We start from the raw sequence: 24911 nt of genomic DNA, 5'->3' as shown, positions 1-24911 counted from the left end.
CATCACATGACTGAACAAAAAGCATTGTACGGTGTTCGTGTGGGACATATTTATTTCGTAGGCATAGGTGATGCTGGTTTCAGGGTCGATTCACGAAGACAACAATTGATGCTAGAGGGTGTCAGGGTTAGGGCACTAGCAGATCCTGTAGTAGGAATGACTCCTCAAAGCGCTTATATGTTGGATGAAGGATACCTACGGAACATGTTTGATTATCGTCCTGATAACGATCGTATCCCTTCGGTAACCTTTACTAGGAACGGCATAGACCAAGTAGTCGATTTTGCATGGAGAGACTTGCAGGAACCTGAAACGCCTGCTCGAGCTGAGTCTCCTGTTCAACCTCCTAGAGCCAGGTCCCGTGGTGAGTCACATGACGAGCATCCGGGAAGAATCCCGTTGTCAATAATTCCTCGGTGGATGAGAGATCTTATTCGGTGATAGCCTTCCTGACTTAGTCTATTTCATTGGGATTGGAAGAGATAAGGGCACATCCGACAGCACCACCGAAACCTCTTTTGATAACTACGCATTAATGATGCGAGAAAATAAGAGGGATGGTGGCTTTGGCATGCCTGAAACACTCAAAACATTTCCACAAATGCCACCAGAGATACCATTGGTACTGTATAACAGCCATTAATCCCTCATCTCTACTCTTATTGTTGCATCATGTCCATCATACTACCGCTTCTTTCCATCATGGAATTAGCCGTATCTTTCATTATTAAACCGCTATCCTCAAGTTCCTTCCCTTGTTGCATCATCTCAGTATCATTATAACTCATTCCTTTCTGTTGCATCATTTGTCCCATGCTCATCATCATATTACCCATCTGCATCATGGACTGGCCTTTCTCGTTCATCATCGACGCTGTTTCTTGCATGTACGCTGGCGAGTAAGATTGACTACTTTTACCGATCAAAAATCCAATAACTCCACCAACAAGCAAAGCAAGAATTACCCAGACGATCAAATTATTCTCTTTCATCATTCCACCTCTTTTATCATCAAACTAGCTACTGACAATCAACAAGATCAGGTATATAAATCCTACGATTTTCTGCTCCTTTAGTTGTTTCTCGTCCGTAGGGTTATATCCTTATTTTTCTAAAGAACAAAGCTCCAACGATGACCATCGCCAGAGTAAATCCTCCGAGGACAAGAAAGCTGAGCAATGGATTTATTGAAGACGAACCAAGGAGGCCATACCGTATTCCCTCAACGCCATAGGTTAAAGGATCTATCATGGCAAGGAATTTCAACACTCCAGGAAGGCTATCGAGAGGAAAGATGGCACCGGAAAGCCCAAAGAGTGGGAAGACCATAAAGTTCATAATCAGATGGAATCCATGCATGTCCTCCATTTTTGATGCAATTGCAATGCCAAGTGCGGTAAAGGCAAGTCCAATAAGGATCATAAATCCAAAAGCAATTAAAAATCCATACATGCTGATATCTTCTAGACCTATAAAGAGCGAAATGATGAGAATAATCATTCCTTGGATAAATGATGCTGTTGCTCCACCAAGTGTTTGACCTAAAACAATTTCAAAGCGAGAAACAGGAGCAACTAGTGTCTCCTTAAGAAACCCAAACTGTTTATCCCAGATGATTTGGATCCCAGAAAAAATAGAGGTGAACAAAACACTCATCGAAATAATCCCTGGAACAATAAATCCGACATACCCTTGTTCAAAACCAGGAATAGTTATCACTGCATTGAGTCCAAAACCAAGAATGAATAAAAAGACCAATGGCATGCCTAAGCTGCCGATAATTCTACTTTTAGAACGAAGATAGCGTTTGATGTTTCTCAACCAGATCGTGTAGATAATATCCATATTATCGTCCCCAAATTTTTTTTGTCAGCCGCATGTGGTCTTTTACCGTAGCCTCTTCCTCCCGAATAGTCTTCCCGGTAAAATGGAGAAAAACATCCTCCAGTGTGGGCTTATGAATAGCTATTGTTTGAATTAAAAGGTTATTGCTGTTTGCGATGTTAACAATCTCTGCGATATGTTTCTCAGCGCTCTCTAGGGTTATGCTCACAGAACCATTATGAACCTTAACTTCGTGAACCCAGGAAAACGAACCTACCAGAGATTGCATCTGATCTGCATGAGGTGTTTCAAGAGTAATAACATCACCGCCAATGGTGTTTTTGAGCGCAATAGGGCTATCGAGGGCTTTAATTTCTCCTTTGTCGATGATTGCAACCGTATGACAAAGCTTATCTGCCTCTTCCATATAGTGGGTGGTGAGAATAATCGTAATATTTTTCTCCTGATTCAATCGCTTGATGTACTCCCATAGATGATTTCTGGTCTGTGGATCTAATCCAAGGGTAGGTTCATCAAGAAAGAGAACCTTTGGTTCATGCAACAATCCTCTTGCTATTTCTAAACGCCGCCTCATTCCTCCGGAGAACGTTTTAACGAGAGATTCTTTTCTTTCACTGAGTTCAACAAGTTGCAGAAGTTCGTGTATTTTTTTCTCTCGTACTCTGTTGGGTACACGATACAATCTCCCATGAAAATCCATGTTTTCATATGCAGTAAGTTCCTCATCCAAGCTTTGATCTTGAAAGACAATACCAATTGATCTTCTTACATTCGCTGGGTCATGGATTATATCAAATCCGTTCACAAGAGCCGTACCCGACGTAGGTTCGAGCATTGTTGCCATCATTGAGATCGTTGTTGTTTTACCCGCCCCATTAGGACCAAGTAAACCAAAAATCTCACCGTACTTGATACTAAACGAGAGATTATCAACAGCAACTAATGCATTAAACTTCTTTGTTATATTTTTGACCACTATTGCATACATCGTATCGGTCCCCTGCTCTCAAAAAAAGTCTGTCTGGTTTATATTTTGAAGTAGATCGTACAATATCCTTTTTGTTATAAACATTTCGTTTCAACTATGAACTCCAACCAAAAGAATTATAATTTGCTTACCATCATCCTTACTCATGGCAGAGATAGTGTTGTTCATGGTTGTTCTTCTCATAGGCATAGTAACAGGATTTTTCGATTCAATCGTTGGAGCCGGGGGTTTAATTTCTGTTCCCTCATTACTTTTTCTTGGCCTTCCTCCACAAATAGCGATAGCAACTGATAGATTTGGAAGCCTTGGTCAACGATGTGCTGCATTATACCAATTTTGGAAAACAAAAAAGATTGTCTGGAAATATGTACCACTCCTCTCAGTCATAGCCTTGGGAGGGGCTTTAATTGGTGCAAATCTGTTACTAACCATTGACCCACAACTTCTTGAAACGATTATTGGGATACTTATACTCGCGGTATTACCATTTCTTTTTTTAAGGAAAGATCTTGGTATAAAATCAATAAAACCAAGCACATCGAAGAGGATCATTGGCTTCATTATGTACTTGGGCATCACGATTTTCTCTGGATTCTTTGGTCAAGGAACTGGTCCCATGTACGTTTATGTGTTAACTTTTTTCCTTGGGCTTACCGTCGTAGAAGTACTTGCAACCAACATCATCCCGGGAATGGTACTGGCGGTATCATCACTAATACTCTTTGCATCGCATGATCTTATCAACTATACCTTCGGCGTAATATTACTTATCGGCATGGCTATTGGTGGGTATATTGGTTCTCATGCTGTGCTTAAAAAAGGTGATCAATGGGTGAAACAGTTACTGGTGGTATTCGTTATTATTTTTGGTATTAAACTGTTGTTATTTTAACCTCGCTCAAAAACAGGTTTGAAATAAAACTTATCCTCGTAAAAACTTATTGTATTATTAATTTCCCTCTGACCATATCCATCGAACACCGAAAGGGAAACTCTCCTGCTTCCTGTGGCATAATCTCTATAGATTCTTTCCCGCCAGCAGGAACTATCTTATCGACATTAAAGTCAGGAAAGACAATTTCTCTGGTACAGCCTGCATTTTCATCAGCATACAGATTTATTTTTAAGGGAATTCCTTTTATTGCAACAATAACATTCGGCGAATATTTTGATGCACCAATACGAAGATCAATCTCTTGATAATCCCCCCTTATAATTGCCTCTTGTCGCTCCTCTTTCATTAACTCTTGGAGATACGATGGCAATTGACCAGTGTTATTGTCCTTTTCCGAAGTTTTTGCCAGTAAGTCAGTAACACTTGGAGATGTTTTTTTGTTGGGTTCTAGTGAAAACGGCAGAACAATGCTCGCTATTAATAAGAACAGCGTTATGAATGACCACAGCAAAAGCAATTTCCTTGGAAGAATATCGTTTCGATGCTGTTGTGTATGCTCTCCTCCATTATGGATGTTCAGCCGACAATTGACGGCATAGGTAATACCTACGACGGTAAGTAAAAAGACAAGGGTAAAGAACGGGATAAATATTTCGATACTAAACGGACGTACCATCTGTCCCAGCATAGCACCCATCATACCGCCCATAGGACCAGCGATAATGCCTTCCATGATCCCCAGATGTCCACCAAGCTTGCCAAAAGGTATCCCAAACAGAAGTCCAACGATACTCCCAATAATAACGCCATACAGAAAATTGCCTGTTGGTATGAGAAAGAGTGTTGCGGTTATTAAACCCGTGAGCATGCCTAAGGTCATGCCGATCATCATACCGTGCATTTCATCGATGATCTTCCGTGATTTGTAGACATAGACAGAAACAATAATGATGACTGCAAAGTACAAGACATACATCATCAGATACGAAAGATATTGCATAAGAGCGAGTTACCTCCTTATCTTTAAATAATTTATGAATCATCTTCTTGAGATAGCCTTTCACAACGCCATAATCTTTTTATACATGGTATTGGTAAGATCATAGAAGAAAGACCAAACTGAACGTACCCCTATTCAGTTTTTCCCAAGCAAATGGATACCTACCGAGAAACGCACAACAATTATGAGCATGGTGTTGCATGGCATATGCAAAAGAGCTTTACCTATAATTGGAAAACACAAATTGAACGGTTTGCTCAAGAACTTAAGGGTAAAAATATTCTCGATGTTGGTTGTGGTGGTGGAAGGGACATTCAAGAATTTCTCAAAAGAGGATTTGTCGTTGATGGCATTGATTATTCTAAAAAAACAATCGAGGAATGCAAGAAAAAATTACAAGGTGCATATCCGAGTGTTCAATTATGGGTTAGAGATATGCGAGAGACAAATTTGCCCTCTGCACAATATGATGGTATCTGGGCATGTGCCTCTCTTCTCCATCTACCAAAGAACGATGTTGCACGAGCACTTACTGAATGGAAAAGATTACTCAAAAAAGACGGGCTGTTATTTGTTTCGGTTAAAGAAGGGAAGGGAGAAATGATGCTGCCTGACAAGATCGGAAAAAGGTTCTTCAGCTTCTTTACCATTGATGAGCTAAAAGAACTGCTTGAATCAACTGGGTTTACCATACTCCATGCAGAAAGAGTTTTGGATACTGTGCTAACGGGGCACAGAGCTGGAGGGAAAAAACCAGCCTGGATCTGTGTGTATGCCAAGAATTCTTCACCACAATAACACTGCTCTCTTTATGACATTCTTATGACGCTTTTTTCTGTTGCCAGCCATGATCCAGCACATAGTTACAGGCACCTACCTTATAACCGTGTTTGATTGCACCGTGGACATACGCAATTGCATGCTGAACTGCATCTTTCATAGTCATACCTCTTGCGAGGTAAGCGGTAATGGCTGACGATAACGTACAACCCGTGCCATGTCCTTCTTTTGCAAACCGTTTGTTAGTGAAGACATGAAGGTCAGTGCCATCAAAAAAATAATCTTTAACATCGTTTGTTGTGGTATTTGTCGTGGCATGTCCTCCTTTGATAAGCACTGCAGCACACCCAAGACAAAGAAGTTCTTTGCCTGCCTCTTCTATTGCCTTCGGGGTCTTCAGAGGATGGCCAACTAAAATTTCAGCTTCAGGAATATTGGGAGTAATCAACGCTGCATGAGGGATAAGTTCACGCTTCAATGTAGCAATGGCTTGATCCTCCAAGAGTTTCGCTCCACTAGCAGCAATCATAACCGGGTCTACAATAATATTTTTCAGGTGGTGTTTCTGCAATCCTGCAACAACCGTTGTAATAATCGCTGCATTCGAGAGCATACCTATCTTCACAGCGTCTGCTCCAATATCTACCATAACTGCATCAAGCTGTGCAGTAATCATCTCGAGGGGAATATTATGAACAGCAGTTACCTCTCTGGTGTTTTGTGCAGTTAATGCGGTAATGACACACGATCCATGCACACCGAGCATGGCAAAGGTCTTCAAATCCGCTTGAATGCCAGCCCCACCACCAGAATCAGAACCTGCAATGGTCAATGCCTTTGGAATATCCTTGTTCATAGTAACTCCTCACCTTCTTCGTTTTAATATCTTCAAGAATTCATTTGGATGAATGATTTTAATTCCCCTATACTCCTTCAAAATCAATAAATGTTTATCTTGGCTTACAATATATTCAGCCCTTCCTTCCAACGCTGCTTCAACAAATTTATTATCATCGGGGTCGGTTACAACATTAATTTTTTCGGTAGGAATAGCAATAATTACTTTCTCCAATATCAAACTTTCCCACCAAGAAATATCATCTGGATCAAGCGGCACTTTAAAACACATTAAAACTCTTACTAATTCCTCGATTATTGGCAAAGAGGATACTAATTCAAACTCTTTGTTCATCCATGCTCGCAAAATTTTTTCTGATGAACCGGCCCAATGAATGCCAGAAACAAAGACATTCGTGTCTAAAACAACTCTCATTTGTTACGTGCCTTTTTTATTGCTTCTTGTAGATCTTTCTCTGTCAAGGCATGTTTCTTTGCATGAGCCTGAGTTTTCTTTAACATGTTATCAAAGTCTTCCATGCTGGGGGCACGTATTTTTTTGAGTACAAGCAGTTCTCCTCTTTGTAATACCATAAATTTATCTCCTTTATGGACGTTCATATAATCTCTAAATGATTGAGGGATTACCACTTGTCCCCTTTCTCCAAGTGTAGTTATTTCAAATTCCATAATTACCACCAATTCATATTAATATGATTATCATATTTAAATCTTTCTGTTTTCAGGTAGCAACCCATTAAATTCTTTAACAAACTAGCACTCCATTCCCTATCGGGAGAGTTTAACATGCCCTATCTCGATTTTATCTGCCATGCTCGATGAAGACTACGTCCTCGATGAATAATTAGGATAAGGTATAGATATTGCTGTCGGGCTGTTGCTGCTGAATGTCTTTTCTGTGTCGAAAAAAATGCCCTAAGACATGAATTCCTCCTTCGAATATTCGGTAACGTAATGGTGTGCTGCTGTCTTTTCTTTCTTTCCTCTGTCCTTTTTCAATCCCTGTTATTGCAAAGAACGCATCGGCAATCATTTGATTTGCCGGCTCTAACGGATGACAATAATCCGCAAAATATGCTTCATTATCAGTTCGTGGTATTGCTGCTTGCACATCAATTATAGGAACATCCATTTCGTGTGCGATGTCTCGCAATGCCTGTTGATAGGGGGGCTTAATCCTTGGAAGAGTTCTATCTAATTCCAGAGCTCGTTCATAGTTTCCTGCCCTAAATTCCTCTATCGCTCGTTGTACATCCTGCCACACGTCTCTTTCTAATTTTCCTAATGCTTCCTCAAATTCTGTTCTATAATGGATAGATCGTATGCCCGGTTCCCAATCATAATGAACAAGAGGCATGATCACCATTGGCTCTGCACCATAATCACGAGTTGTTTCAATCATATCTCGGAGATGTCTGTGGTAATCTCCAAGACTTACCCGAGAACCGTCATGTTGCGGAGTTGGTTTTTTCCTTTCCAAGCGGACCTTATCTTCATGGTTATTGTAGGTTGCATCATTATTTCCAAAATAAAACGTTACCCAAGAAACATCAATACCGTGAACAGCAACTTGCTTCAAGAGTTGTTCAAGATATTTTCTTCCCTGAAGACTAGAATATCCAGGAACTCCGGCATTGAGACTGATAACCTCGCTTTGTTCTTCGACGAGTTGTGCGTATGTCTTGTAGGTAAAAAAAGGTGCGCTTCGATCTTTGTTACCTTTATACACCGTATTACTGTTCCATCCTGAGGTTGAGGAGTCCCCCATATGGATAACCATTGTATCTCCGAAGGTAATGGTCTTGAGGATTCTCTCTAAAGAAGCAAAGCCCGTTGAGGTGATTAATCTCCTTCGTGGAAACACAAACCCAACATCCTTATCTGCTCTGAAGATACGGGTATCATACCCGAGCATAACCGGATTCTGTGAAAAAGGTCCGAAAGGAGATGGATGTTTTGCCATGAAGAAGTAGTTACTAAAAGGGCATATAAAAATAAACTCTCCAAATATGGAGAGTTATAGGCAGATTTAAATATGAGGAAGCCTTCCTTAACCTATGAAAGAAATCGAAGGAGTATTGCAGCGTCTCGGATTTACTCCAGCTGAAGCAAAGGTCTATCTTGCACTCTTACAGTCCGGACCGGTCAAAGTAGGTAGGATTATTGAAAAATCAGGACTCCAAAGTTCAACGGCCCATAATACGCTCCATGCACTTCTCCAAAATGGCTATTGTACCTATGTCTTACGAGGAAAAATCAAGATATATCAGGCAGTTCATCCCTCATTAATCTTAACATCCTACAAAGAAAAAGAACAGGAGTTTGCTCGTCTGATTCCCCGATTGGAAATCCTCCAAAGCCTTGCCCATGAAAAGCAAGAAGCAGAAATCTATGAAGGTTTTAAGGGCGTGACAACTATGCTCAACATGCTTATTGAGGATGCACAACCGGGGGATGATTACTCCTTTTTTGCTACTGACCAGCAAGAGTACAACGCAGAAATCCAAGCCTTTTTTGAACGTTATGATCGTAAGCGAAAAGAGAAACTATTGAAGGTGAGGGGTCTAGCACGACAAGAATTAAAACCCTTGTTTGAGAAACGGGAAACACTCAGCATGCGGTATGTTGGGCATCCTATTCCTACGAACATCAGTATCTGTCATGACAGGATGGCACTCATCAGCTGGAGCGAAAAGCCTACGGGCATACTCATCCAATCAAAACCCCTTATTGAAAGTCAGCTCCGATTTTTTAAGGTGCTCTGGGAAAACGCACATCTTTGATCTTTTGGCCTTCCTTTTTCTCCTGCTTTTCTTGAGAATGAGAGCTAAAAGATGTAATGATTCGCTCCCCAACTAAATCCTGAACCCATACCGATCATCAGAACATGATCTCCTCGCTGTAATGTTCTCCTTAAATTCTCGAATCCTGGACCAGGAGAGGCAGTAGAACTATTGCCATGATCCTGTATAGTGATTTCAAATTTGCTAAAAACATCCTCTGCGGTTACTGGAACACCATATTTTGCTGTAAGCTTTTCTGCAATTTCTCGTGATGCATGTTCAAGTATTCTTCGGTTAGACTGGTGTGGGTTTATTGCACGAAGGCCCATAAAGGACAGATGCTCGGGGTTAAGACGATCATTCTCTTGAAACTCTTCGGCAATAGTTACTAAAAGACCAACAGCTGCTTTGTACACTGCTCTTCCTTCCATAACCACGGTTGGTCCTCTTTCAACCGTCTCTCCACGAAAGGGTAATCGTTCTCGTACAGGCGAGGTGATGATATGTCGTTGCTTACCATCTCCATGAAGGTCATAGCCAATGAATCCCGGATATTTTGAAGCACTGAGCACATAGGCTGTTGCACCATCACTAAACAACACACTGGTCTCTCGCTGCCTAAAATCAACAATATCTGATAGTTTGTCTGATCCTATAACGAGAATGGTCCGGTACATTCCACTTTTAATGATGCTATCGGCAAAGGCCAGCGCATAATTGATCCCAGTACATCCGGAATTGAGGTCAGTAAAGCCACAATTTGGCTCTACCAATCCCTCCAATCCTGCTTGAACCATTCCTGCTGCACAGGGAAACCCTGCACCGGATTCAGCCAAACCAACCGTCGTATTCGTTGCCAGAATAATCAATTCTGGTTTTCCTCTGCCTTTTTCACTTGCTTCATTGATGGCATAGATGCTTGCCTGGACTGCCATACTCGCGTTGGATTCTTCTGCAGAAGCAATGCCCCTTCGTCGTATTCCTGTCCTCTCAGAGATCCAGGTATCTGACGAGTTTATTCCGGTACGATCTATCAGTTCTTGATTCGTATAAGACTGTGGAAGATACACGCCAACTGCTCTGACTTTGGTATAGGCCTGCTGGGGCATGATATGGCAGAGAGATAGAAAGGTTTTTAAATATTCCCACGTATCCACAGAAACACATAACAGAAACCTTATCGATTTCTTTTATGTAATGAATGGAGGAGAAACAATGGGAAACTTTAACCAAGGTGGCTTTCGAAGAGACTTTGGCGGACAGCCAGCGAGAAAGTTCAAAGCAGTCTGTGCTGAGTGCCAACAGAGCTGTGAAGTTCCTTTCGAGCCAAAGCCAGGTGGCAGACCAGTATACTGCGGTGCTTGTTGGAGTAAGCGAAGAAACAATTATTAATTAATCTTCTAGGTAATTACAACAACGTGTATCTACTTTTTCTTTTATTTTTCTTTTAACAATCTTTCTATCAGAAACCTATCCAATGACATAGTCACTTGTACTAATTTTTCTGCTGAATCCATAAAAAGATAGCACACTTGTCTCTGAATTAATCTAAAAAAGAGCTATTTGTTTAGAAAATCTGAAAAAAGATTTATATAAGCACCGTTGAGTTTCGAGGAGGATTTTTATGGGGTGATACCAATGAATATGATGAAGACGGCGATAAAAAAAGGAGTGCTCTTTGTATGGATGCTCCTGCTATTGGTGGGGATATCCTTTGCTGATGAAGGATTAAACTCGGGAGATGTTGCTTGGGTGGCAACAGCCTCTGCACTGGTTATGTTAATGACCCCTGCACTGGGATTTTTCTATGCAGGACTCGTACGAAAAAAGAATCTGGTTTCAACCTTAGTTCAATGTCTCGTTATCTTTGCTGTGGTGAGCATTGTCTGGGCATTATGGGGCTACACCCTTGCCTTTGGCCCAAGTGTTGGGGGCGTTATTGGCAACTTCTTCCACTTCGGTTTAAACGCCGTAGGCTCACTCCCTGATGCTGCCTATGCAGCAACCATTCCAGCACTCCTCTTCTTCTTTTTTCAGCTGAAATTTGCTGCCATTACTCCTGCCTTAATCATCGGGGCTTTTGCTGAACGAATAAACTTTAAGGCATTGCTGATTTTTGTTGTTCTTTGGGTTACCCTGATCTATGCTCCTATTGCTCATTGGGTATGGAATCCTGGTGGATGGCTCCGTTCTCTGGGAGCAGTTGATTTTGCCGGTGGTACAGTTGTCCATATTGCCGCAGGTCTTTCTGCCTTGGCAGCAGCCATTGTTATTGGAAGAAGAGCTGATCATGGGAATGGTGTTGAGTTCAAACCAAACAATGTGCCTTTTGTCATCTTAGGAGCAGCTCTCCTTTGGTTTGGCTGGTTTGGTTTTAATGCAGGCAGTGCTCTTGCAGCAAACTCACTTGCAGTCTCAGCACTGGTGGTAACGAATCTTGCAGCAGCTTCTGCAGCAGTAAGTTGGATGGTAGTGGATTGGCTAATGAAAGGCAAGCCATCTGCAGTAGGCCTTTCCGTAGGTGCAGTCTGTGGACTTGTCGCCATCACACCAGCATCAGGATATGTTACTCCGCTGGCATCTATCATCATTGGCCTAGTTGCAGGGGTCATCTCAAACCTTGTTGCAAACTGGCGAGCATCACGAACAAAATTAGATGATTCCCTTGATGTTTTTGCCTGTCATGGTGTCTCAGGAATCTGGGGAGCACTAGCAACAGGCTTATTTGCAACCGTAGCAGTAAATGTGGCTGGTGTTAATGGGCTGTTCTATGGAAACCCTCAGCAATTATTAGCACAGCTCATTGCTGTGGTCGTTGTGGCAGCCTACAGTTTTATCGGCTCTTTCCTCCTCCTCAAAGGCTTAAGCGCTGTTATGCAGATCCGTGTCAGTGCTGAAGAGGAAAAGAAAGGCCTTGATGAAAGTACGCACGGAGAAGAAGCATACGGCTGAATAAAAAAGGTTAATTCTTGAATAGAGCCTCACGTGTGTGGGGCTTTTCTTTTTCAACAAAACAAAGAAATTTTTTAAAGAGAAGATGATTCTTTGGATTATTTTCGAAAAGAGGGTGGTTAACCTAAGGATAAGGATATGATGCCCTCTTCAAGGCGGTCATTTCTCCAGAACTCCTTAAGAAATAACTCGGTGTATTCACGATGATAACTACAGATAAGGCTCTCGTTAACGCCACTGACTTGGAAAGAGCATCCTTTGATATCTATCGGCCAGATCTCTGTGCACATTATGGTGACTTAATGGACCAATTACCCTCAGAGATTACCCCCTCTGAGCTTGAGGCTCACCTCAGGTTTCTTTGTTGTTATGCATATACAGAAGCTGCAACCACGCTTAAGGAGGTTGTAGTTGCTCCGGGTAGGCAGTTGGAAGCCAAAAGATTTGCAAGACTTGAACGGATAGTACGCGAAGCGCCTTCCCAAGAACTATTGCATGCATGCATGGAACAAAGCATTCCAGATGGGTATCATTTTCTGATCGTCCCTCGAAATGGAGATTACCGACAAGTACTCGAGATGATGAACCAGATCCCCAACTGCATAAAGCCTGAGGAAAAAGAGCGTGTTGCGCATTACATCCAAGAAGACATTGACTACGGGGCATGTGTTAAAATATTTGGCGTTGATGGAAAAGGAAATCCACAGATGTATCTCAGGCATTATCTAACACTAAGTAAACGTGAGGAGCCGCTCCTACAAATCGATGCTGTTGAAGCAGGCGTCCAAAGTTATTGGACCAAAGTCAGGCAATGGTGTGACACAGGAAGAGGTAAAGAGTTATTGTATAGCATAGCACTCTCGACCTACCTTGCAGATGCATTCGGAGTTCATTATCTCATTTTGGGCGATTATGAGAGCGATGAAATTGGTAGGATGATAGGGTGCCGTGAAGTAGAAGTCTATGGGCCAGAGGTGAGTACGAGAAAAATTGGTCTTCCTCCACGAAGAGTTGATCCTCAGAATGAAGAAAGAGTTATTGCAGAAGGTGTCTTTGTTAACCGTTTGGGAAGCGGTTCAGCACAACGAACTCTTGACATGAGAAATCGTGTATTGCTCGAGAATCTTCCTCAGGAAGTTAGCGTTGATTCTACAAACAATCCGTTCCATCTTCCAGAGCGCTGGAAAACTCATCCTCAGAAACAAAGAGAAATACGGTTGTATGATTCTGTTATGGACGTACTCAGGAATAGTATGCAGGTAAGGAGAGGATAACGTTTTCTTTAAGTTCTACTCATTTTGAAGCTTTCACAAACTATAAATAGCACCTTTACTTCAGGGATGTTACCATGCAATGGAAACTGATTATCATCATTGGACTGATCGTCGTAGGAATTCTTGGCGTTTGGTACGGAGCGTATCTCTCACCAAAATACTGCACGAATTGTCCTATGGCAGCAGCTCCTCGCTGTGAGGAAGGGCAAGAGATAGTGAGCCAACCGTACAAGCAACAATGGTTCTGTATGAATACCTGTACACGACCGGTATGTCAATAGTAAGAAGATAGTACTTGCTCTTAAAAGAAATGGTGCAGACGACCTGTGGATGAGCCCATGCCTAAGGCAACAATTGGTGAATTAACAGGAAGAATACCACCCATTTCGTGGAGAGGCCTAACATCATGACGTTCTGTAGGGATAAGTGGTCTGACACTAACTGTTGAAGCTTTATCACTATAGGTTATATGAAATCCTGCGAGAAACCCAGCAGGGAGAGATACTTCATCTTTATTTTCTCCGCGTAATTGCATAAGCGTTCCATCAACAGGAACATGCAAAACATAGTATTCGCGTGGTAGATGTTTCCGTGGAAACAGTGAGGCATATAAACCAGCCGATGGAACTGATTGCTCTGCTGCTAAACTACCAAGATAAAGATGGGCATGATCTGCCAACACTTCATCCAAGGATGCAATCTCTGGTGGCACAACCCCTGACATAAAATCATAGCTCGCAATACCTTCATTTGTTCGAAGAACAGTAACCTCTCCTTCAGAGCCAGTTCCAGTTTTTATACGCTTGCTGCGCATATGATATCTCCCCCTTACAGAATCGTCACTACTAACTATCCCTAAGTGCACATGAGTGAGGTTACTCTCAGAAAGAGCAATCGCTCGTCGAGCTGGTCTTTTCAAAGAATCGTGAGGTTGAGATCCGGAAGAATAATCAGAGAAATGCATTGCATCCATGAATCCAAGAGCAGGAATTGTTCCTCCGAGTTTACCCATGATGGGATTACCCTCCCTATCAAAATCAAGTGCACAGTGATAATTCGTTGCCAACCACGTTAATATCACGCATTCAGGAATCACCTCTGGACCTTCCACCTGGACGGTAACTGGTTGGGTCTGGTGACCTGTAAGTCCTGCATCATACATCCCTTGAAAGGCTTTGCCGAGCAGATTGTCTGCGTATAATTGTCTGACGTCCATAATGGAACAGGCGAATAATATCTTATTTATAAATCTTTACATGATAACCACTGCAAAGTGGTTCTATCTCTTCTAAGAACATTCTCATAAAACTCCAAAAGATATATATATAAATTGCCTTTAGGTTTTATTTGATCATTTTGTGAACAGAGGCTTTATGCAGTCAGGTTACTCGCGCATGCTCCTATTGGTGACGTTACTTTTTTCTCTGATAGGTATAATTGCCTGTACTGATTTTTCAAAACCCCCCACAGAAAACGTAATGGGAGAAGCAAAGGAAGTCGTTCTTGAAGAACCAAAAACGACCAGTGAAGAGAACTTCGTTTCTGAACAGACAGATATAAATCCTCTTCCGAAAGTATCAGAGCGCATGCTCAACGATCCATTGACTATGGATACTCACGAGCATGATAAAGCACCTTATAATCTTTACTTTAACGGTTATCGTCTCCAAAGGATGTCTAAAAATGAATTTATCATTGAAGCAACATTAGAGACTAAAATCCCACTTGAAGGTACAATTAACTTTTATTTGCCTAACACCTATGCTATTAATGAAGGAGAGCCTGAAATGTCCTTTAATCTGGAAGAAGGATCTGCCCGTTCATTTAGGGTTAAGATCACGATTCCAGAAGAGATCAACCCAAGGGAAGTGGGGGTTTCTGTTCATGTAAAGAATGGTTTCTTGCTAGAACGACGAAAAATACTTAACCCGACCATGGACATTCTCCAAGCATTGCCTTATAACAAACCTTCTGTACTCTTTGATAGCTCTGGTAGACGATATATGGTATCTCTGGGGGTACAGCTCCAACAGAATCCTGTGCCACGTACCCTTGAAGGAATGGATAGCCCTGAGGGAGCTGGTTTAAATCAGGGAGATGAGGGTGACTTCAATTACATTGTTGCTGGAACCTTCCTCTATGAAGATAGACTTTTTGACCGATACTCTTTTTACGAAAATGTTCCACGCCCAATACGACGAGCTGATGTTACTGTTTTTGATAAAGACACAGGAGAGATCCTTGCTCTTACGTCAACTGACAATGATGGTCAATTCGAGATAGGCATGTATGATACATTAGTACGAAACCTCAGTATTGTTGTTTTTGCTGACACCATGCAATCCCCAGAACTTCTCAATCCTCTTGTTTTCGATAAAGTAGCTAATGCAACGCATGCTATTGGTGTTGACTATTTGTATCATCAGCCTACGGAAAACATCAATTTCACCGACCAGCCAGTGTTAGCAGAGTTTAGCACCAACGCTTCCAGAGCATTTAACATTTTGGATGTTGCAAAAGATGTTGAAGATTATCTTAAAGCAATTGGTGAAACAGAGCCTGCCCCACAGAGACTTACCTACTATTGGGACATTGGCCGCACCGATGGAAAATATTATGATGTCAACGGTAATGTTTATCTTAAAGGAGACATTGGTAGTGATGATGACAGTTACGATGACACCGTTATTTTACATGAGACCGGTCATTACCTAACCCATCAATATTCACAATATGAAGATTTTTACGGAGGCCATGGTTTTTCTGGTCAATGGGACATTCGATTAGCGTATACTGAAGGCATTGCGACGTATATCTCTGCTGCTGTTCGCGCGTACAAAGGACTTACTCAATCAGAGTATTACAAAGATCCTGCATATTATATAGAATCAAATGGCATTTCTAATCGGACAACATGGTACGGCTGTTTTGGTGATCCTGCCTGTACTTATAATGATTGGCGAAAGGGAATTGGTGAGCAAGGAGCGGGCCAAGAGGTTTCTGTCGGAGCAGCGTTATATGACATCGTTGATTCGACCACTACAAGCGATGATAGCCCCGGTAGTGATGATGATTCATTAGATTATATTTTCCCTGAAGGAGATAAAAATGTATGGGATTCACTTAAACACATTCAAGATACCTTTGAAATAAGATCAAAACACGTCACTATGGAATCGTTCTGGGATGGATGGGCAGCAATAGGATATCCCCATGATGATCCCCTAAAATTTATTTTTGACTTAGAAGGCATAAAGTATTTTGCTGATGTGTACGAGTCTGATGATACTTTTGAAACTGCAAAGCAGATTCTCCCCAGTGAAGAGCAGGCACATACATTTTATGCTGCAGGAGACTATGATCTTTTTCAAACCGTGCTTAACAAGGATACGCAATATGTTATTTACACCCATGCTCTCTATGATGGAGCTGATACAGTAATACAAATATATGATGCCAACTATAATCTTCTCGACATAAGTGATGATGCAACCTACAAAAACACCGTTTACCCTAATGACCTCAAGGCATCTTCGGTTTTCATCACTCCTCTTGAAGATAGTACGTACTTTATCAATGTTTCACGTTATCATGAAGAAAAACTACCGTTATCTGGAGAATACGGCTATTATACCTTGGGGATTGAACGTAATCCTCTCCACATTTCAGAGGTTTCACCGCAGTCTGGATCCAATCAAGGAGACACATCTGTTACGCTTACTGGAGAAGGCTTTACTCCCGATATAGAGGTTTGGTTTGGCGACTATGAAGCAGAGGAAATTGTTTATAATGGCCAGGGATCAATAACTGCCATTGCACCGAATAATATTGTGGGGAATGTCAGCATCACCGTTAAGAATCAACCCGGGCAATCAATGACGTGGACATTTATACTTAATAATGCTTTTGAATACACCGGTAATCCATTAGCACCGGTACTCGAAGGTCCAGATCCATCACATGGCCCTCAAGGCAGACCTGTTGTCCTTCGTGGTTCTTTTTTCTATGACCAACCTCTGGTCTCTATCGGTGATTATAGAGTTACCGATGTCCTGCTTCTCTCTTCTCGTGAACTGAGCTTTACTGTTCCGTACTTAGAACAGGGTCTCTATGACGTAAAAGTTATCAACCCGGATAACCAAACAGCCGTACTCTCAAATGGGTTTGAAATAAGTAGAGAATATAAGCGAAATCCTGTGGTACCTTTAGCTTCATACTCCAAAATGAACGATACGATTGAAGTTTCCGACGAGCTGTATATTTCTGATCTTTTTGTCTATCTCAACTTTTCGTATTACTCTACTGGAAATATGAACATCAGTCTTACAACACCATCAGGAAAAGTTATCCCCATACTTGAATTTATTCCTATTGCTGAGAATTATGATTGCGGAAAAGGTTGTACTCTTGATTTTATTAAAGGAATAGACGGATGGATTGGTATTGATTATTATCCATTTGAAACCTTTGCTACCTATGCAGGATCACGGCCATTTTCCATGCTCGCAGGAGAAAATACACAAGGAGTATGGACACTTACCGTCCAAACCTTTAGTGGTGATAATAAAGGTAATAATGTGCTCAATAGTTGGGGAATTGAGGTTTTGGAAAACAGCCAACGACCTTCAAACCCGTTGGTATATACGGCGAATGAATACAGAGGTATTATTGTCGCGTCAGATCCATTTCTTAAAAAACCCGTCTATCAAATTAACGATTGCTATGGCAGTATCTATTATGGCTGTGAAGGCTCATATTATCCACAAGAGGTGACAGTGTCACCAGACAACAACGGGCTGTGGTTTGCACCAAACTTCGGAAAGGGTATTTCAATTTTTGACCCAAACACCGGCGAAAGAAAAGGATTTATTGAACTCTTTAATGGTGATTGGAGTTACCTAGATGTGATCGTACCAGGAATTCTTTTTAGCCCTGATGGCTCAAAAGCGTTTGTCAATAGAGGATATTGGACAAACCAGATTGATATTTTTTCAGCAACTCCTCCTTATGAACGTTTAGGTTTAATCGAGAATTCTGGAACAAACATTGTCCCAACGAATGACAAACTGTATGTCATCAATGAGAGTGGAAACAGATTTGCTGTGTATTCTACTGGATCATTTGTTTTACTAAAAACAGTCGAAACCTTTGATGCACCAGTAAGTGGAACACTTTCCTCTGATGGTAGCCTTTTGGTAATCGCACATGATAATCCTCATCGTTTGTCATTCTATACAACCGCAGATGAATCTTTGATAGACTCTTTTATTCCTGGGGTTTACGGTTATCCGCAAGGGATTATCCTTTCAAAGGATGGAAACAAAGTATATGAAACGATTCCACAATGGTATGCAGGGATAAATATCATTGATATTAATGCACAAGAAGGATATCGTAGTTATCCCAACAATAATTATGACATAACTACCTACAATAAGCCAGGCATTCTTCCCTCTGGAGAGATCGTCATTGCAAACTGGTATGGTGATCAGATATACCTTATTGATCCAAAGACAGACAAGGTAATTATAGAATATGAGCAAGGGACTGATCCAGGATATTATATTCGATCTCTGACAACTTCTCCTTCTTCAAGCATGTTTGGTCTTGATACAACTCCGCCAAATGTCACGTCATTATTTCCCCTAAATAACAGCGAAAGTATCGATGTAGAGAGTAATATAACCGCTATGTTTTCTGAATCAATACTTCCTCAAACAGTTACGAATGAGACAGTTATGCTCAGTTACCAGAATAACAGCCAGAACATAGTTATTCCGGGGTCATATGTCTTCGAGAATCTTTCAAGGAAAATCATCCTTTCACCAGAAAGCCATCTTCTAAAGAACACTACCTATAGAGTTACAATTCTGGACGGAATTACGGATATATCCGGGAATCACCTTTCGACAAATTACTCCTCTTCTTTTACGACCGCTTCCTCTGAAGACATGCCAACAGTGAATGTAACCTATATCTCTCCGTCAAATAACTCGAGAGACGTATGGCCTTATACTACTATTACTATAGATTTCTCTACGAGCATCAAGGAGGATACAATAACAACTGAAAGTTTTAGGGTAAGGTATGGGAATGAATCAAACCACATTGATGTACTTGGATCGTATACGTTTATGAATGAAGAAAAAACCGTCATCTTTGATCCCTACCTCACGCTTCTTGAGAATATGACCTACACTGTTGCATTATCTGATACTATTACTGACGTATACGAGAACAAACTCATTGGGGGTTATAATACCTCTTTTACAACCGCTTTTAAGGATAGTGACAACGATTTACTTCCAGACTACCTTGATGAAGACGACGACAATGATGGTATTTTAGATAGCAATGATTCTTTGATGGGAGAAGTACACCACATTACGACAAATATACCCAATCTTGAAATACAGGTTAATGGATCTTCTGACCTAAGAAGAAATCTAACAGGACCTCTTGATGTTGTTTTCAGAGAGGCGGATAGACCTTTAATTAATTTAATTAATTTTACCTATAATTTCACTCCTGGTATTCCTCTTGATCTAACACAAATAAAGATAGAAGAACGAGAATTTTCTGATAATTACACGGGACTTCTGATATATGGGGTTAACCTTACCAATGGAAGGAAAACGTTCACACTGAAAAATAAAACTTCTATTGCAACCGGCATTTGTATTAAAGATGCAGAGATAGTTTCTCTTGATTTTGTTAGTTTTGGCTGTAACCAATCGGACGAAAGAAAAGTTACGTGCGATGGAACAAATCATGCAGGATATTTTTGCAGTTATGAAAATACCACTGACTCTTTCTGGGTCACTGGTTTAGGACATTCCGGAGTAAGGCAGATAAATTATTCATGTACCTCTTCCTGGTCCTGTAATTCGTGGAGTAGCTGCAGTGGCAACACGCAGACGTGTAATGGGTGGATCGATAGTAATTCCTGCGGAAGAACTTACACTGGGTCTAATGAACAATCATGCAGTTCAGATGGTGGAGGTGGCGGAGGAGGAGGAGGAGGAAGTGGTAGTTTTAGCAATGCTGATTCTTACGTATGGGATATCATTACCTCAGGTAAGCAATATTCACTAGGTATTAAAGATTCAGACGTTACTAATCTCTCGTTTAGATCAAACAAGGATCTTTTCAATGTTGAAGTCGGGGTTCAAAAGGTTACAACACTTCCAGAAACTCTACCTGAACCTTCCTCCTTGACATACAGTTACTTTAAAGTTAATACGAAAAACCTCATTAATAAAGACATTTCACAAGGAGATATATCGTTCCGTGTTAATCGTACCTTTGTACGATCATATGACGCATCTCGTACAAGGGTTATGCTTCTCCGATTTAATGAAGATAATAAACGCTGGGAGGACGTAGCTACTGTACAAAAAAACAGTGATGAAACATATGCCTATTATGCTGCAATGACTCCTGGATTTTCCTATTTCGCCATAACGCTTAGGACAGAGCCCTTAACACTCATCGCTAATAAGACAGGACTTGACCTACCACTGGAGTCAGATAAGAGTGAAGTTCCTCAGCTGGATGATCTTTCTCAGTTTACTCCAAGTCCTGAGAACATGAGCAAAGGTGAAAACGAAACCATCAATGTTTTAAGAAAAGAAAGAAATCTTTTTTCTATCTTTATTCCAATAATCTTTTTTATCATGGCTTTGTGCTTTATCTACTATAAATACCGAAAAAGCAAGCCTACCGTACTTCCGTAATTTAAGTCTTTGCCAGAATCATCGAATACTTGCTTTGTACTACGACAGCCTTTACCAACCCCTTATCAGCATGACATCCGACAAGAGTAACTGCTCGATCTCCTTGTGGAGTTTCCAACACACCAAGACGATCAGCGTGATATCTTCCTGGACAGAGGATTTTTACCTGGATCCTGTCATGCTTTTTACACAATACAGGTAATTCTTTTGTCCTGAGAATCTTTCCTAACGGATGTAGGAGTTGCGTGCCTGTTTCACCTTCAAGGTTCTTCAGAATACTAAAGAATTCTTCCCATGATTGTTCTTTAACCGGATTTCTGCCTCGCTTATTTTTGCAGAACTTCTGAATCATAACCTTTACTTCGTGGCGCACGTTTTTTCCTTTTGATAATACTTGAGCTAATTGGATAATGTTCTTCATTTCATCATCATTCATACCATGCACAAAAACAGGTGTTATGGTTATCGGCAATTTCTGGCATGCGTAGCCAAGGTTCTTGAGCACAAGATCAACATGATAGGTTTTTCCCATCATCAGCTTTGCTAAAGGTAAGCCTTCTTTATTGAAACGTGAAGATTCCTCTTTTTGCTGTCGTAATCCTGACAGAGACGCTGAAATATGTATCGGCTTTCCTTCTAAAGAAGCAAGAGCGTCAAGCTCATCGACCAGGTTTTTGGTGAGAAGCATGCCATTGGTAATGATGTGGATATCCTTCACATATTCATTCCCCAGCAGATCGCTGCAAAGCCCAGCAAGTTTGGCATACAAGGTTGGTTCGCCATGAGGATTAATCCATAAACTCATGCCTCTTGTTCCTTTGTAGGTTAAGAGTGCTTTTGTTTCTGCCACGAGATAATCTTTATCAACCACAAAATCAATCTGCTTATTTGAGCTTGGCCCTTCATTGACCGAACAAAAAACACAATTTGCATTACAATTCGTAATAGGCTTTAGTTCCAGAATCTCTGATCCTTTATCGACAATCCCCAAAAAGTTTAGTCCAACGAGTGGTAGACCCAAATCTTCATCTACATAGATAGCAGGGTTCTGATTTAATGTATAGACAAGGTCCTTTTTATAACGACGGAAAAATTGCATAAATTTATTTTGGACACGTACAGGGTCACGATTCTCAACAATGATTTTTTTATCATGGATACGAAAGGTTCCTACACGTTCAGCTAGTTCTTCACGAGAGATATCTCTAAAAAAGAAGTTATAGATTTGTACGCGTATCATTCCATCGTGCTGTTCTTCGAACAATAAATCATCATAGGAAAGCATACTCCTTTATGAGAAAACCATAGCATTTTTAAACATTCGTATCACAAAGGAAAAAAGAAATACACCGTAGGTTATTTTGAGGTGTTCAGTGTTGATGTTTCGATACGTCCCTCAGTGGTATAGAGAACAGCGGGTTTGCTGTCAAATTCCAAAAAAGGTGAAGCTTCTCGGCTCGGCTCAGGTAAATGACTATTCCAGCATCGCAATGCATCAAAAAAACGATCAAATGCAGCAAGCTTTGCTGGGATGTACGGTTCACTCCATTGTTCCTGATCTACAACAATACCGCTGTCTTCTCCTAACACATAATACTGTCCAGTTTCAGCAAGATCTTCCCATTTTTTTTCAACTTCAATAGTTACTGTTTTAACCGTAGAAGCGAGAAAGGTTGCAACCTCTTGTTGTAAATGATGGTATTCTTCTAACACACCCAGATAGTTCCTAGCGAGTTTTAAAGCATGGGGATCATTTCTTTGACTAGCTAAACGTATGATTGTTTCTAACGCAGGCTCGATGTATTCCATATTCTGAACACGGTTGTAATCTTCTTGTAAGCGCGGAAGATCATCTTGAAAGTGGGCATAGTCACTAACATAACCCACACGAACATCAAATGCCGGATCCTTCTTTTTTCGGTCATCAACTTCTCCATCAATCTGTCTAAAATCAGTGAGCAAGGGAGCAGTTGCATGACTAAGATCCGGATCGAGCGTAAAGGCATGCGTCATCTCATGAACAACAATTGCTTGATATGACCTTGGAGACCAAGGAAAATCATTACCATATTCCAAAACATTATCCAGAGGGACGAGGGTAATAATATCCACACATTCAGCTGGTGCTTGCAAATAGCCTAAGCGAAAGGTAGTACGCTTTCCTACTAAGAGTCTTCCAAGTGCCTCATACGCAGAGCGAATACTCTGTTCGCTGCTCGTATCATGTCTTTCAAAACGATACTCTCCTAACCCATATCTATTTAAGACTGGTTCCAACTGTCGACGATAGGAGAGATGTCTCCTCTGTAGAGAAGCAATGCTCTGCTCAACATCACTTGTTATCTCGGTCCGTTCCTGCAAGGTCAAAAATGGCTGACGCTTCTGGAGAATCAGATCTGTTCCACCAATCTGTCGGTAATCAATAACTCCAAGATACGCATCGAGGGCATATTGCATTGCAACAAGCTCTTCCTCGGTAAAATTCCCCTCTAAACGGACAGCATAATCCTCAGTAATGACCTGCTCCAAGGTACGTGGCACCGGTTCTTCTGGTACGTACCTCATCGTCACAGGTTGAATATGAGAACATCCAGCAATCGCTAAGCCCATTCCAGCAGTAAAAAGTCGACGTAAACTTTTCATTCCCCTCACGTTCTCCTGACAAAATAAAGATAAAATAGAGTAAAGGAGACGTATATTTAAAAAAGTTTCTTCCCGTCCGTAACTATCCCTGAATTAGACGCCAATAAAATAACAAAGTTAGCTTTTTATAGGACAACATCCTTCTCCAGTCAATGAAAGTATTTTCCACCCTCAATATCGTCGAGAGAATCTGGAAGAAACTCGAACCGATGGTTGATCAACTCAAGAAAGATTGTCCTTCTGAATTAAAAGATGAGTTTGAACAGCATCTTAAAGAATTCACCATAATACGAAAGAAAGTCAATCGTTTGTTCATTGCAAGAGTTATTTGTTATATTCTGCTGTATATCTCTCTGTTTTCTCTTATTTTTGGCAATATAGCCTTTGTCAAAGAGATTATTAACTGGATTGCACTGTTCTCAGGAATCCTTGGCTCATCCTTATTATTTATTGCTATTATCCTTCTGACGCAGCTCATCAACGCTTACCTTAATGACGCCCATCTCCATGCTGATTTTATCATTGCCGTGTATGTCCGGTCAGTGCAATCGAAACCAAAAGAGAAAAAAGGTAAGTAGTTTTTTTGAATAGAATGCCAAACAAATGGGTATTTGTGAAAAGATATCAATGATGCTTGAGAGAGGATTATGAATATGATAGATAAGACTCTTATCAATAAGCTTACGGAAATGGCTAGGATGGAAAAGAAGATTAAGGAATTTAAGAAACGCTTACGATTGAAAGGCAAGGTTGTTGCTAAAGGAACAACCAAGAAAGGAAATATTACTCTTACTGTGAAGAGAGATGAAGATGAGCTTAAGTTTACTGTCTTGAAATCACATAAGGAAAGCTTTGCTTTGGCGGAGAGGCTTAGTATTGGGAAGAGTGTTTCTGCTCACGGCATTCCAAAGTTCAGGATGATAATCTGCACCAGATTAAAAGTATTGGATAAAGGGGTTGACGAAAGTAAGCAGAGGAAGTTAGGTTTTAATTCCATCGAATTCAATCAGTTTAAAAATTGACGTCCTCCCCAACCATAAATGGTGGGGATTCCTAGTCAGTAAGTCTTTGGCGTCATGAGTCTCGTGATTTTTTACGTATTCTTTTGCTTTCTCTAGAGTGATGTGTCCAACTGAACCCATAAACTTTCCATCACC

Annotated in this window: 24 protein-coding genes; 12 read left to right on the top strand and 12 right to left on the bottom strand. The window is 40.9% G+C overall.

The genetic code is table 11. The features are described 5' to 3' along the window. The first annotated feature begins 6 nt into the window (after positions 1-6). Positions 7-441, top strand: a complete 435-nt coding sequence (locus HYW21_01110; protein ID MBI2547926.1) for a hypothetical protein — start codon at positions 7-9, stop codon at positions 439-441. Between the two features lie 218 nt (positions 442-659). Here the strand turns inward: HYW21_01110 and HYW21_01105 are convergent, their stop codons facing one another. Continuing rightward, the gene (locus HYW21_01105) at positions 660-815 is read right to left on the bottom strand and encodes a hypothetical protein (GenBank protein ID MBI2547925.1); all 156 of its coding nucleotides are present in this window, start codon (positions 813-815) and stop codon (positions 660-662) included. Between HYW21_01105 and HYW21_01100 the strand changes: the two genes are divergently transcribed. Then, on the top strand, positions 814-903 hold the full coding sequence (locus tag HYW21_01100) for a hypothetical protein (protein ID MBI2547924.1): 90 nt from the start codon (positions 814-816) through the stop codon (positions 901-903). The genes HYW21_01105 and HYW21_01100 overlap by 2 nt on opposite strands. 192 nt (positions 904-1095) lie before the next feature. On the opposite strand, the gene HYW21_01095 is transcribed toward HYW21_01100, so the two are convergent. Further along, complete coding sequence (locus HYW21_01095; GenBank protein ID MBI2547923.1) at positions 1096-1845, bottom strand: ABC transporter permease; 750 nt, start codon at positions 1843-1845, stop codon at positions 1096-1098. A 1-nt stretch (position 1846) separates the two neighbouring features. Then, the gene (locus HYW21_01090; protein MBI2547922.1) at positions 1847-2833 is read right to left on the bottom strand and encodes an ATP-binding cassette domain-containing protein; all 987 of its coding nucleotides are present in this window, start codon (positions 2831-2833) and stop codon (positions 1847-1849) included. A gap of 145 nt (positions 2834-2978) precedes the next feature. Here HYW21_01090 and HYW21_01085 point away from each other — a divergent pair, with 145 nt between their 5' ends. After that, positions 2979-3725 (top strand): sulfite exporter TauE/SafE family protein, encoded by a 747-nt coding sequence (locus HYW21_01085; GenBank protein MBI2547921.1) that lies wholly within the window; start codon positions 2979-2981, stop codon positions 3723-3725. Between the two features lie 46 nt (positions 3726-3771). On the opposite strand, the gene HYW21_01080 is transcribed toward HYW21_01085, so the two are convergent. Further along, on the bottom strand, positions 3772-4728 hold the full coding sequence (locus HYW21_01080) for a cupredoxin domain-containing protein (GenBank protein MBI2547920.1): 957 nt from the start codon (positions 4726-4728) through the stop codon (positions 3772-3774). A gap of 153 nt (positions 4729-4881) precedes the next feature. Between HYW21_01080 and HYW21_01075 the strand changes: the two genes are divergently transcribed. Then, positions 4882-5526, top strand: a complete 645-nt coding sequence (locus HYW21_01075; protein ID MBI2547919.1) for a class I SAM-dependent methyltransferase — start codon at positions 4882-4884, stop codon at positions 5524-5526. Positions 5527-5548: 22 nt separating this feature from the next. Here HYW21_01075 and thiD read toward each other — a convergent pair whose 3' ends face one another. The 4 genes from thiD to HYW21_01055 all read right to left on the bottom strand — a co-directional run bounded on the left by thiD (position 5549) and on the right by HYW21_01055 (position 8329). Next, a complete protein-coding gene (gene thiD / locus HYW21_01070; protein ID MBI2547918.1) occupies positions 5549-6364 on the bottom strand; it encodes a bifunctional hydroxymethylpyrimidine kinase/phosphomethylpyrimidine kinase in 816 nt (271 codons plus the stop codon). 9 nt (positions 6365-6373) lie between these two features. Next, complete coding sequence (locus HYW21_01065) at positions 6374-6781, bottom strand: putative toxin-antitoxin system toxin component, PIN family (GenBank protein MBI2547917.1); 408 nt, start codon at positions 6779-6781, stop codon at positions 6374-6376. Continuing rightward, positions 6778-7035, bottom strand: a complete 258-nt coding sequence (locus HYW21_01060; protein ID MBI2547916.1) for an AbrB/MazE/SpoVT family DNA-binding domain-containing protein — start codon at positions 7033-7035, stop codon at positions 6778-6780. The genes HYW21_01065 and HYW21_01060 overlap by 4 nt, the downstream gene beginning before the upstream one ends. Before the next feature lie 175 nt (positions 7036-7210). Beyond that, positions 7211-8329, bottom strand: a complete 1119-nt coding sequence (locus tag HYW21_01055; protein ID MBI2547915.1) for an SGNH/GDSL hydrolase family protein — start codon at positions 8327-8329, stop codon at positions 7211-7213. A 94-nt stretch (positions 8330-8423) separates the two neighbouring features. Between HYW21_01055 and HYW21_01050 the strand changes: the two genes are divergently transcribed. After that, on the top strand, positions 8424-9149 hold the full coding sequence (locus tag HYW21_01050; protein ID MBI2547914.1) for a helix-turn-helix domain-containing protein: 726 nt from the start codon (positions 8424-8426) through the stop codon (positions 9147-9149). 44 nt (positions 9150-9193) lie between these two features. Here the strand turns inward: HYW21_01050 and HYW21_01045 are convergent, their stop codons facing one another. Next, positions 9194-10258: a hypothetical protein gene (locus HYW21_01045; GenBank protein ID MBI2547913.1), complete on the bottom strand. Its 1065-nt coding sequence runs from the start codon at positions 10256-10258 to the stop codon at positions 9194-9196. 106 nt (positions 10259-10364) lie between these two features. On the opposite strand from HYW21_01045, the gene HYW21_01040 reads away from it, so the two are divergent. From HYW21_01040 to HYW21_01025, 4 genes are all read left to right on the top strand, one after another. Beyond that, the gene (locus tag HYW21_01040; GenBank protein ID MBI2547912.1) at positions 10365-10541 is read left to right on the top strand and encodes a DNA-directed RNA polymerase; all 177 of its coding nucleotides are present in this window, start codon (positions 10365-10367) and stop codon (positions 10539-10541) included. 294 nt (positions 10542-10835) lie between these two features. Continuing rightward, complete coding sequence (locus HYW21_01035) at positions 10836-12101, top strand: ammonium transporter (protein ID MBI2547911.1); 1266 nt, start codon at positions 10836-10838, stop codon at positions 12099-12101. A gap of 203 nt (positions 12102-12304) precedes the next feature. Beyond that, positions 12305-13375 (top strand): hypothetical protein, encoded by a 1071-nt coding sequence (locus HYW21_01030; GenBank protein MBI2547910.1) that lies wholly within the window; start codon positions 12305-12307, stop codon positions 13373-13375. A 74-nt stretch (positions 13376-13449) separates the two neighbouring features. Further along, entirely contained in the window at positions 13450-13656 is a 207-nt protein-coding gene (locus tag HYW21_01025; protein ID MBI2547909.1) for a hypothetical protein, read from the top strand. Between the two features lie 20 nt (positions 13657-13676). Here HYW21_01025 and HYW21_01020 read toward each other — a convergent pair whose 3' ends face one another. Then, positions 13677-14591 (bottom strand): hypothetical protein, encoded by a 915-nt coding sequence (locus HYW21_01020; GenBank protein ID MBI2547908.1) that lies wholly within the window; start codon positions 14589-14591, stop codon positions 13677-13679. 262 nt (positions 14592-14853) lie between these two features. Between HYW21_01020 and HYW21_01015 the strand changes: the two genes are divergently transcribed. Beyond that, on the top strand, positions 14854-21111 hold the full coding sequence (locus HYW21_01015) for an Ig-like domain-containing protein (GenBank protein MBI2547907.1): 6258 nt from the start codon (positions 14854-14856) through the stop codon (positions 21109-21111). Position 21112: 1 nt separating this feature from the next. Here HYW21_01015 and HYW21_01010 read toward each other — a convergent pair whose 3' ends face one another. Together HYW21_01010 and HYW21_01005 are read right to left on the bottom strand one after the other, a co-directional pair. Beyond that, positions 21113-22396 carry a radical SAM protein gene (locus HYW21_01010; GenBank protein ID MBI2547906.1) on the bottom strand — a complete coding sequence of 428 codons (1284 nt, stop codon included), beginning with the start codon at positions 22394-22396 and terminating at the stop codon, positions 21113-21115. Between the two features lie 71 nt (positions 22397-22467). Then, entirely contained in the window at positions 22468-23754 is a 1287-nt protein-coding gene (locus HYW21_01005; GenBank protein ID MBI2547905.1) for a hypothetical protein, read from the bottom strand. Between the two features lie 152 nt (positions 23755-23906). Between HYW21_01005 and HYW21_01000 the strand changes: the two genes are divergently transcribed. Then, positions 23907-24332: a hypothetical protein gene (locus HYW21_01000; protein ID MBI2547904.1), complete on the top strand. Its 426-nt coding sequence runs from the start codon at positions 23907-23909 to the stop codon at positions 24330-24332. A gap of 75 nt (positions 24333-24407) precedes the next feature. Beyond that, positions 24408-24776 (top strand): hypothetical protein, encoded by a 369-nt coding sequence (locus HYW21_00995; GenBank protein MBI2547903.1) that lies wholly within the window; start codon positions 24408-24410, stop codon positions 24774-24776. Positions 24777-24911: the final 135 nt, after the last annotated feature.

It is taken from the genome of Candidatus Woesearchaeota archaeon (assembly GCA_016187565.1).
Taxonomy (GTDB): Archaea; Nanobdellota; Nanobdellia; order Woesearchaeales; family JACPJR01; genus JACPJR01.
The sequence above is the reverse complement of the archived record's forward strand: the minus strand, read 5'-3'. Positions and strand labels throughout refer to the sequence as shown.

Bases quoted from the DNA above. Each gene is read 5' to 3' on its own strand.
- HYW21_01105 (MBI2547925.1), bottom strand. From the start codon at position 815: ATGGGACAAATGATGCAACAGAAAGGAATGAGTTATAATGATACTGAG.
- HYW21_01100 (MBI2547924.1), top strand. From the start codon at position 814: ATGCTCATCATCATATTACCCATCTGCATCATGGACTGGCCTTTCTCG.
- HYW21_01050 (MBI2547914.1), top strand. From the start codon at position 8,424: ATGAAAGAAATCGAAGGAGTATTGCAGCGTCTCGGATTTACTCCAGCT.
- HYW21_01080 (MBI2547920.1), bottom strand. From the start codon at position 4,728: ATGCAATATCTTTCGTATCTGATGATGTATGTCTTGTACTTTGCAGTC.
- HYW21_01030 (MBI2547910.1), top strand. From the start codon at position 12,305: ATGATAACTACAGATAAGGCTCTCGTTAACGCCACTGACTTGGAAAGA.
- HYW21_01005 (MBI2547905.1), bottom strand. From the start codon at position 23,754: ATGAAAAGTTTACGTCGACTTTTTACTGCTGGAATGGGCTTAGCGATT.
- HYW21_01095 (MBI2547923.1), bottom strand. From the start codon at position 1,845: ATGGATATTATCTACACGATCTGGTTGAGAAACATCAAACGCTATCTT.
- HYW21_01010 (MBI2547906.1), bottom strand. From the start codon at position 22,396: ATGCTTTCCTATGATGATTTATTGTTCGAAGAACAGCACGATGGAATG.
- HYW21_01075 (MBI2547919.1), top strand. From the start codon at position 4,882: ATGGATACCTACCGAGAAACGCACAACAATTATGAGCATGGTGTTGCA.
- HYW21_01090 (MBI2547922.1), bottom strand. From the start codon at position 2,833: ATGTATGCAATAGTGGTCAAAAATATAACAAAGAAGTTTAATGCATTA.
- HYW21_00995 (MBI2547903.1), top strand. From the start codon at position 24,408: ATGATAGATAAGACTCTTATCAATAAGCTTACGGAAATGGCTAGGATG.
- HYW21_01000 (MBI2547904.1), top strand. From the start codon at position 23,907: ATGAAAGTATTTTCCACCCTCAATATCGTCGAGAGAATCTGGAAGAAA.
- HYW21_01020 (MBI2547908.1), bottom strand. From the start codon at position 14,591: ATGGACGTCAGACAATTATACGCAGACAATCTGCTCGGCAAAGCCTTT.
- HYW21_01110 (MBI2547926.1), top strand. From the start codon at position 7: ATGACTGAACAAAAAGCATTGTACGGTGTTCGTGTGGGACATATTTAT.
- thiD (MBI2547918.1), bottom strand. From the start codon at position 6,364: ATGAACAAGGATATTCCAAAGGCATTGACCATTGCAGGTTCTGATTCT.
- HYW21_01025 (MBI2547909.1), top strand. From the start codon at position 13,450: ATGCAATGGAAACTGATTATCATCATTGGACTGATCGTCGTAGGAATT.
- HYW21_01015 (MBI2547907.1), top strand. From the start codon at position 14,854: ATGGGAGAAGCAAAGGAAGTCGTTCTTGAAGAACCAAAAACGACCAGT.
- HYW21_01040 (MBI2547912.1), top strand. From the start codon at position 10,365: ATGGGAAACTTTAACCAAGGTGGCTTTCGAAGAGACTTTGGCGGACAG.
- HYW21_01065 (MBI2547917.1), bottom strand. From the start codon at position 6,781: ATGAGAGTTGTTTTAGACACGAATGTCTTTGTTTCTGGCATTCATTGG.
- HYW21_01060 (MBI2547916.1), bottom strand. From the start codon at position 7,035: ATGGAATTTGAAATAACTACACTTGGAGAAAGGGGACAAGTGGTAATC.
- HYW21_01035 (MBI2547911.1), top strand. From the start codon at position 10,836: ATGCTCCTGCTATTGGTGGGGATATCCTTTGCTGATGAAGGATTAAAC.
- HYW21_01045 (MBI2547913.1), bottom strand. From the start codon at position 10,258: ATGCCCCAGCAGGCCTATACCAAAGTCAGAGCAGTTGGCGTGTATCTT.
- HYW21_01055 (MBI2547915.1), bottom strand. From the start codon at position 8,329: ATGGCAAAACATCCATCTCCTTTCGGACCTTTTTCACAGAATCCGGTT.
- HYW21_01085 (MBI2547921.1), top strand. From the start codon at position 2,979: ATGGCAGAGATAGTGTTGTTCATGGTTGTTCTTCTCATAGGCATAGTA.